The sequence below is a fragment of the Acinetobacter sp. YH01022 genome (genome assembly GCF_013420235.1).
Lineage (GTDB): Bacteria > Pseudomonadota > Gammaproteobacteria > Pseudomonadales > Moraxellaceae > Acinetobacter.
This window is the reverse complement of the sequence record NZ_VOYP01000074.1, coordinates 1-8,093: the sequence shown is the minus strand read 5'-3', so window position 1 is coordinate 8,093 and position 8,093 is coordinate 1. Positions and strand designations below refer to the sequence as shown.

Here is an 8,093-nt window from a genome sequence, read left to right as displayed (position 1 = left end):
CATTTCGGTAAAAACTGGTCGAGGTACGCCAACCAAGCGTTTAAATTCAGAATCTGAAAAACGGTTTAAGTTCTGATATCTCATGAAACTTAGATTGAGGTGGTTTTGACTTTCGCAAGAGGTCTATTATTTTACTTATCATATTATTTTAAAATCATTTTTTACATCATATACTTGATACTTAAATTCTAAAAAATAATGAGCGCCTTAAATGGACATGCTGAACTCTCCTTTTTTTGAACTCTCTCCCGTTGCCATGTGGCTGGAAGACTATAGTGAAATCAAAAAACAATTTGATCTTTGGCGTAGTCAGGGCGTGCAAGATCTGTTCAGTTTCCTGCAAGAAGATGAATCGCGTATTCTTGCATGCGCAAAAAAAATTAAATTATTAAAGGTCAATTCTAAAACCCTTGAACTTTATCAGGCCAATGACTTTGAACATCTATCGCAAAACCTGCAATTAGTCTTTAAAGAAGATATGGCAAAAACCCATATCCACGAACTGGTTGCGTTGTGGAATGGTGAAACTCGTTTTTCCAATTCTGCAGTAAACTATACCTTGACTGGAAAGCGCCTGGATATCCAGCTCAAAGGCATTGTACTGCCGCAACATGAACGGGATTTATCTCTGGTATTAATTACCACCGAAGACATCACTTCTTACACTGAAGCCTGCCGTAAGGAAGAACGAAGTCGCCATCTGGCAGAGGCACGCTTTACTTATTCTCCAACCTCTCTTTGGATAGAAGATTTCAGCCGTATTAAAATTAAACTGGATCAATTGCGTAAATTAGGCATTGAAGATTTTGCCACCTTTCTGGATGTGCATAGTGAGTTTGTCATTGAATGCATCAAGGAAATTAAAGTCATTGATGTCAATCAAGCCACCCTCGATTTGTTTGGTGCAGCCAGTAAAGAGATTTTATTAAAAAATCTTCATAAAGTTTTTGCTGAGGAAATGGTTCGAACATTCCGGGAACAATTGATTGAACTGTGGAACGGTCATCTGCATCATCAACGTGAAGTAGTCAATTACGCAATTGATGGCAGCATTCGCCATGTACTGCTGCAATTTACCGTATTTCCGGATTATCTGGATGACTGGAGCATTGTACAGGTTGCCCTGACTGATATTACGGCGCGCAAAAAAGCTGAACATTATCTTGAATATTTAGGCAAACACGATGTACTCACCCAACTGTACAACCGTTCTTTTTATGTGGCAGAACTGAACCGGCTTGAACGCAATTTATTACATCCAATTTCGTGTATTTTTATAGATTTAAATGGACTGAAAATACTGAATGATAGCGAGGGACATGACGCAGGTGACGGTGTCTTACGGCGTATAGGTAACATCCTGAACCAGCTAATTCAGCATACGCCCTATTCTGCCTCACGTATTGGCGGAGATGAGTTTGTAGTCCTTTTACCGGGTGCAGATGAGGCAGCCTTACAAAACTGCCTGCAAAGTCTGCAGGAACTTTTGTCGGTGGACAATCAATTTTATGCCAATCAGCCGATCAGCCTGTCTATAGGTCATGCGACAAATTTGCCGCATGAACGGATTGAAGATATGCTGAAGCGTGCTGACCTGGAGATGTATCACCAGAAAAAGAATTACTATCAGAACCATGATAGACGAAACCAACTTTCTGACTCGAATTAAATATCCAAAACACCGGTTTAACTGCAATAAAAAAGCCATGGTCAGACCATAGCTTTTTTATTTTTTATATGAAGAACTTAACGCTTGCCCATGGAGCGGCGTGTACCACGTGGTGGCATCCAGGTACGATCAGCATAGCGCTGCGGTTTAGGGCGTAAATCTTCCAAGACTTCATCGGAAGAATTCTCATCTGCCTTTTTCATCGGGAAAGGTAAATTAACCAAGGGTTTTTTCTTGGGCGTATTTTGGGTGCTCATATGATTCACTCAAGGATTTCTGCAGCATATTGTACGGAAAAATGCTTCTCAGTGCGAGATAGGATTTTAGCTCATGGTGCAATCACTTGAGTCAATTGCTTTAGTTATGCCAGCGATGATCTGTTTTTAACTGCATCGTCATCAGCATTGACCACATCAGCCCCTATATCAACGCTATTAATGCATTAAAAATATATAAATATCATCTCAATTCCTGCCTGTTATTAACCTACAAAAACTTTATCCATTAGCAAAAACAGCAGCTTACATAAAATTATTTTTCTTCATGTCCCTGAAACAAAACAGTTAAATTTTTACATGAATACTACCCGATTAATATTTTTGAGTAACAAAATGATTTTTCTCTAAATATAGAATAAGAAATGTGAACAAAAAAAATGAATAATCGCAAAATGGACATGGAGTCCCTGAATGAAAAAAACGTTATTTTGTATGATGTCATCTCTTGCTGCCCTACCCGCTGTAAGCTATGCAGATTCCTCTTATTTTAGTTTAAAAGATGGCGATGGCTTTAAACGCTTTTCTGTTTCTGTCGGTGCCCTACATGTCATGCCGCAGGGTAAAGCCCAGCCCTTTCAGGTGAATACGGCTGTTAAAAATGGTGAAGTTTCCAAGAATGGCGATATTCAGGTCGATACTGTATTAAACAACCTAGATCCGGAGGTCAATCAGACTGCACTTGCCACCGTTTTAAGAGGTTTGGGCTTTTTTACCGGAGGTCAGCTTGGAAGCGAACTCAGTGGCAGCTCACAAATTTATGGGCTGGAACAATGGGATAACCCAGGTACAGGCCTAGAGGCCGATGATGTCACCACACTGGGGATCATGACCAATTACTTCTTTACAGATAACCTTTCCTTTGAAATCAAAGCCGGTATTCCGCCCAAAGTTGACTTACAGGGTAAAGGAAAGATTTATGCACCCTTCTCGGCTGTAGCAACACCGCAAATTGGTAACTTGCCCTTAGAATTCCTCAATATTGATTTGCAAAACAATATCTTTATTACCGATTTAGAAGCTCATGGACCTGCTGCCTCGGCTCGTGCCTGGACACCGGCCTTTGAGTTCCAGTATCACTTTGGTAAAACCGGAGTCAATAAATTCCGCCCTTATGTTGGTTTAGGTTTGATGTATGCTTATTTCAATGAACTGGAAATCAATCCGCGTACAGAACAGGACTTGATTGCAGCTGGTCATATGATTGCCAACATCAAACAAGGCAATGCAGGAGCGTCACTGGAAGGAAAACCAAGCAAAGCCAATCCTCAAGTCGAGCTCGAAGCGACCGATACGATTGCTCCAATTGCAACTGTCGGTTTTACCTATGATTTTAATGAGCGCTGGTTTGCTGTAGGATCGGTATCTTATGCACATCTGAAAAATGAAACCACGATTACGGTAGATGATCAACAATTAGGTAGATTAATTACCTCCAAAGCAGATATTGAAGTCAACCCGATACTTGCTTATGCGGGGATCGGTATGCGTTTCTAAGTTTTTAATAATCCAAAGACGGCTTTATGTCGTCTTTTTAATCTTTATAAAACTTTCTATAACTTAATTTTATCTTTTGTTGAAATTTAATTTAATCGCCTCGTCCTTTATAATCGAATAACATAGCCACAACACAACTCCGCATGGATGAAATATGTCAGACACCCGTTTTTCCAAACCTCTGATTTACATGTTAATTGGAAGTGCCGTTATTCTGGCTTTATCCTTGGGTGTCCGTCATGCATTTGGTTTATATCTTGTTCCTATGAGCCATGAGTTTGGCTGGGGACATAATGTCTTTAGTCTTGCCATTGCCATGCAAAACCTGATTTGGGGTGCAGTACAACCCATTACCGGAGTTTTTGCCGATAAATATGGCAGTAAAATTGTAGTTGCTATTGGTGGTGCACTTTATACCCTTGGCCTGTTACTGATGGCAGTCAGCTCCAGCGGCTTGCTGCTGAATTTAAGTGTCGGTTTAATTCTGGGTCTTGCCCTTTCTGCGACCTCTTTTCCCATATTGCTTTCTGCTGTGGGGCGTGCCGCACATCCTGAAAAACGCAGTCTGGCGATGGGTATTGCCAGTGCAGCAGGCTCTTTTGGTCAATTTATCATGCTGCCATCGACCCTGCTGCTTTTACAAAGTGTCGGCTGGTCAGCAGCATTGATGGTCAGCGCCATTTTAATTGCTTTCATTATTCCATTGGCGTGGACTTTAAAAGCGCCTGCTTATACGCCTCCGAATGTTTCGGCTGCCATCCCAACACCGGCATTAAGTGTCAAAGAAATTCTGAGGATTGCCAAAAATCACAAACCGTTCTGGTTTCTGTCTTTAGGCTTTTTTGTCTGCGGTTTTCAGGTGGTGTTTATTGGTATTCATTTACCTGGTTACCTGATTGATCATGGTTTTGATGCCACCACAGGCACAGTATTTCTGGCTCTGGTCGGTTTATTTAATATTGTCGGTACGTATACCGCAGGCTGGCTGGGTGGAAAATACTCCAAACCTCACTTGCTGATGGGTTTATATGGCCTGCGTGGTATTGCCATTATTGGCTTTTTATTGCTGCCTTTGAGTATCTGGACAATTTACAGCTTTGGCATCATTATGGGCTTATTGTGGTTATCTACGGTTCCCCTGACTAACGGCATTGTGGCGAATATGTTTGGGATAAAATATCTGTCCATGCTCAGTGGCATCGTGTTCTTTACCCATCAGGTCGGCTCGTTCTTTGGTGGCTGGCTGGGGGGTGTCAATCATGACATGACCGGCGATTACAATATGATCTGGATGTTTTCTATTCTGTTAAGTGTATTTGGGGTTCTGGTTCATTTCTTTGTCAATGAGGAGCATGTGGTTCATGACTGATTCTATGCTTGGACTCAAAATTTTGGTTACCGCAGCAATTGGCCTGTTGTTGGGAATTGCGATTATGCTTTGGGTCAAAACACCACAACTGTTTGAGTATTTCAATCAGGCCTTTTGCGCGCATTAATGCTGAAATATCAGCAGTGAAAACAGCAAAAAAACCGCTTTCTTTTGCTGTTTATATTAAAAGTTTAACAATCATAGATTTAAATATTTTTCACTGGGATTTCATAAGCTTAGAAAATATTTTGATTTTATCTTTTGTTCTGGATTGCTTAGATTTTACTTCAACGTAAAAAACATCAGAGCAAAACAATGACGGCACTCACCCAACTTTCTCAGGCAATACATGATGCACCGCGCTGGCATCAGCCAGAACAATTTCAAAACCCGCAAGATATTTCTATTGTGCCCTTAGAGGGTGAAGCTTTAGGGGCTGTGGTTTTTGGTCTGGATGCACGTAAAGCCCAAGCGGGTGAAACCATTTACCGCCTGAAGCAGGCACTGGCCGAACATCTCATTTTAATTTTCAAAAACCAGCGTCTGGATGATTTACAGTATTTGGCCTTTGCCAGCTATTTTGGTTCCATTTTCCGCCCGAGTGCAGATAATCCGGTACTTGCCACCCAAACCGAAACCGGTACACCACCCGATGTCGTGCCCGTTTCCAATGCTGTGGGACAGGGTGACTACACCGGCTATGGTGAACTTTCGCCCCATGCCGATCACCAATGGACGCCACAACCGTCTTTTGGTTCATTGCTTTATGCCATTGAATTACCAAAAGACGGCGGGCAAACATCCTGGTTTAATACCATCCAGGCTTATGATGCTTTAGATGAAGCAACCAAACAGCATATCGATCAATTACAACTGATTACCTATAACCCCTTTGTTCGTCGACAACACCTGAAAGACAATGACAATAATGGTTATGGCAGCAGTCCTCTATATCGCTTTAAAGATCAGCCGATTATTGGTCATGCCTATCCTCATCCACTGGTGCGTACCCATCCTGAGAGTGGTCGTAAAGCGCTCTGGTTAAATACCCATTCCGAGGTGGAACTGGTCAATTATGATGATCAGGCTGGCAGTGAATTGATTGCTTCATTGCGCGAATATCTGTTAAAACCTGAATTTCGCTATGAACATCAATGGCAACAGGGCGATATCGTATTTTGGGATAATCAGGTTACCCTGCATTCACGCAAACCTTTTCCCAGTGAGCAGCGCCGTTTGCTAAAACGCATCAGTCTGGCAGGCGGTCGGCCTTATTAAGGGATTCATCCATCTGAAATAATAACAATAAACAATAGCTGAAAAATTACTCCGCAGCATCATGACCTCATCTACATTTACGAAGATGCAAAACCGTAAATAAAATAAAAAATGCGTCATGATGCTGCAATTTTTTATTAACCCCCTTACCTTAGGATAGGCTCCCTCTGCTTATCAGTAACTAGCGTGCGATACATCACATCAGGGATCATTTTCAATGATGGTCATCTTGTTTAAATATTTACGAGTTAAATTAAAAAATAAAAGCCCATCAAAAGTAATTACTTGGGATGGGCTTTTTCATATTTGCAATATGTATTGCAGGAAAACCATACAACAAGGTCAATCCGACCTGTTAATCTTGCCCGGGCTAAAACTCAAATATTTTTGGATCGTTTCATCATGTCATCCCCTGTTCCCACGCTGTCAAATTTCAGCTTGTTTAAAATATTCCTCAGATTAGGCTGTACGGCATTTGGCGGTCCAGCAGCCCATCTGGTGTTTTTTTATCGGCGTTTTGTGCAACAGCTTGGTTATCTGGATGAGCATCAATATGCCCATCTGCTGGCCTTGGCACAAATTTTACCTGGACCTAGCAGTAGCCAGCTGGGTCTTGCAATTGGTTATCAGCTAAAAGGTTATCGGGGTGCGCTACTGGCATGGCTGGGCTTTACTTTACCTTCGGCACTGCTCATGACCCTTGCGGCAATGCTGGGTATTCAATTTTCTGGTTATTTTTCTGTCGAATTTTTCCATGTGATTCAACTCATTGTATTTAGCGTGGTGGCATGGGCATTCTGGCAAATGTTACGTAGCTTTTGTAAAGAGCAATGGCAGTATGTATTAATGCTAATGTCGGGCTTATTTGTCTATCTAGTTCCCATCAGTATCAATCAGGTTTTGGTGATTCTTTTTGGTGCTTTGGCAGGACTGATTTATCTGCATTATTTTCCGCAAAAAAATACCCCTAAACCCGTTACGGGCATCTCAATCACAGCTAAAAAACCTTTCGCTTATCTCTGGCTGATTTTATTTACCTTGCCTTTTGTACAGGTTCCAGCGCTACAATATTTCTTTCCCAGTATTTGGCTAGACAGTTTTACCGATTTATACCGCACGGCTTCTTTAGTCTTTGGTGGGGGGCATATTATTTTGCCATTTTTACAGCAGGACTTTGTGGCATCGGGCTTGGTCTCCCAGCAACATTTTGACCTGGGCTATGCCATTGCCCAGCTGATGCCAGGCCCATTATTCAGTTTCGCCAGCTATCTCGGTGCTTTATTACCTTTAAGTTCATCGCCAGTACTGAATGCCGCCTTTGCAACCGTGGTCATTTTCCTGCCTTCTTTTCTGCTGATCTTTGGCGCTTTACCTTACTGGTCACGCTTGATGCAATTTTCAGGTTTATTTCAGGCTCTGGCTGGCGTGAATGCCGCTGTGGTGGGCCTGTTATTATGCCTGGTGGTGCAGATGGGGCAAAAATATGTACTGTCTGGCTTAGATGTGCTTTTTATTATTACTGTCATTGCATTGCTTAGGAGCAAAATTCCAGTCTGGCTGAGCTTAATCAGCAGTTTCTTCAGTTATTACGGATTATTATGGTTATTGGAGCATTATGCCTTTTTCTCATAGCCTATAGAATCCAGTGATCCACTCTCTATTTACCCAGATTTTTTATCATGCAGCATTCGCTTACTTAAAGTGGACACTGTTTACTTTTAATCACTCAATCTCTCTATTTTCTTAGTCTATTTCTAATTAGCTTATTCAGATATCAATTTAAATTATTAATCAGGAAAACAGAATGAATACTGTCAGCTTTTCAGATTGTGTCCAAATGTGTATGACCTGTTCTTTGACCTGTACCACCTGTGCAGCAGAGGTGGTCCCACATGTTTGAACAACTAAAAGCTTATTTATAAGTGATACTCTGCTCTAGTTAAGCTACCTTATTTTGTTGTGGTAGCTGGTCATAGTAAAACTCATCTGGAGTCATTTTGTCCAG

At 41.5% G+C, this 8,093-nt stretch carries 7 protein-coding genes and 1 pseudogene; 6 read left to right on the top strand and 2 right to left on the bottom strand.

Going from position 1 to position 8,093, the window contains the following annotated elements; translation table 11 throughout:
• Window positions 1-84 (bottom strand): annotated as a pseudogene (locus tag FTT87_RS15250) (IS5/IS1182 family transposase); the annotation flags it as partial.
• A gap of 127 nt (window positions 85-211) precedes the next feature.
• Here FTT87_RS15250 and FTT87_RS15245 point away from each other — a divergent pair.
• Window positions 212-1,669, top strand: a complete 1,458-nt coding sequence (locus FTT87_RS15245; RefSeq protein WP_180082550.1) for a sensor domain-containing diguanylate cyclase — start codon at window positions 212-214, stop codon at window positions 1,667-1,669.
• Window positions 1,670-1,746: 77 nt separating this feature from the next.
• Here the strand turns inward: FTT87_RS15245 and FTT87_RS15240 are convergent, their stop codons facing one another.
• Window positions 1,747-1,926 (bottom strand): hypothetical protein, encoded by a 180-nt coding sequence (locus FTT87_RS15240; protein ID WP_086199367.1) that lies wholly within the window; start codon window positions 1,924-1,926, stop codon window positions 1,747-1,749.
• A 432-nt stretch (window positions 1,927-2,358) separates the two neighbouring features.
• Between FTT87_RS15240 and FTT87_RS15235 the strand changes: the two genes are divergently transcribed.
• From FTT87_RS15235 to chrA, 5 genes are all read left to right on the top strand, one after another.
• On the top strand, window positions 2,359-3,441 hold the full coding sequence (locus FTT87_RS15235) for an OmpW family protein (RefSeq protein WP_180082551.1): 1,083 nt from the start codon (window positions 2,359-2,361) through the stop codon (window positions 3,439-3,441).
• Window positions 3,442-3,595: 154 nt separating this feature from the next.
• The gene (locus FTT87_RS15230) at window positions 3,596-4,810 is read left to right on the top strand and encodes an MFS transporter (protein WP_180042288.1); all 1,215 of its coding nucleotides are present in this window, start codon (window positions 3,596-3,598) and stop codon (window positions 4,808-4,810) included.
• Complete coding sequence (locus FTT87_RS16125; RefSeq protein WP_257221752.1) at window positions 4,803-4,937, top strand: hypothetical protein; 135 nt, start codon at window positions 4,803-4,805, stop codon at window positions 4,935-4,937. The genes FTT87_RS15230 and FTT87_RS16125 overlap by 8 nt, the downstream gene beginning before the upstream one ends.
• 188 nt (window positions 4,938-5,125) lie before the next feature.
• The gene (locus FTT87_RS15225) at window positions 5,126-6,088 is read left to right on the top strand and encodes a TauD/TfdA family dioxygenase (protein ID WP_180082552.1); all 963 of its coding nucleotides are present in this window, start codon (window positions 5,126-5,128) and stop codon (window positions 6,086-6,088) included.
• A 402-nt stretch (window positions 6,089-6,490) separates the two neighbouring features.
• Window positions 6,491-7,720, top strand: coding sequence for a chromate efflux transporter (gene chrA / locus FTT87_RS15220; RefSeq protein WP_180082553.1), 1,230 nt, complete (start codon window positions 6,491-6,493; stop codon window positions 7,718-7,720).
• The last annotated feature ends 373 nt before the right edge of the window (window positions 7,721-8,093 follow it).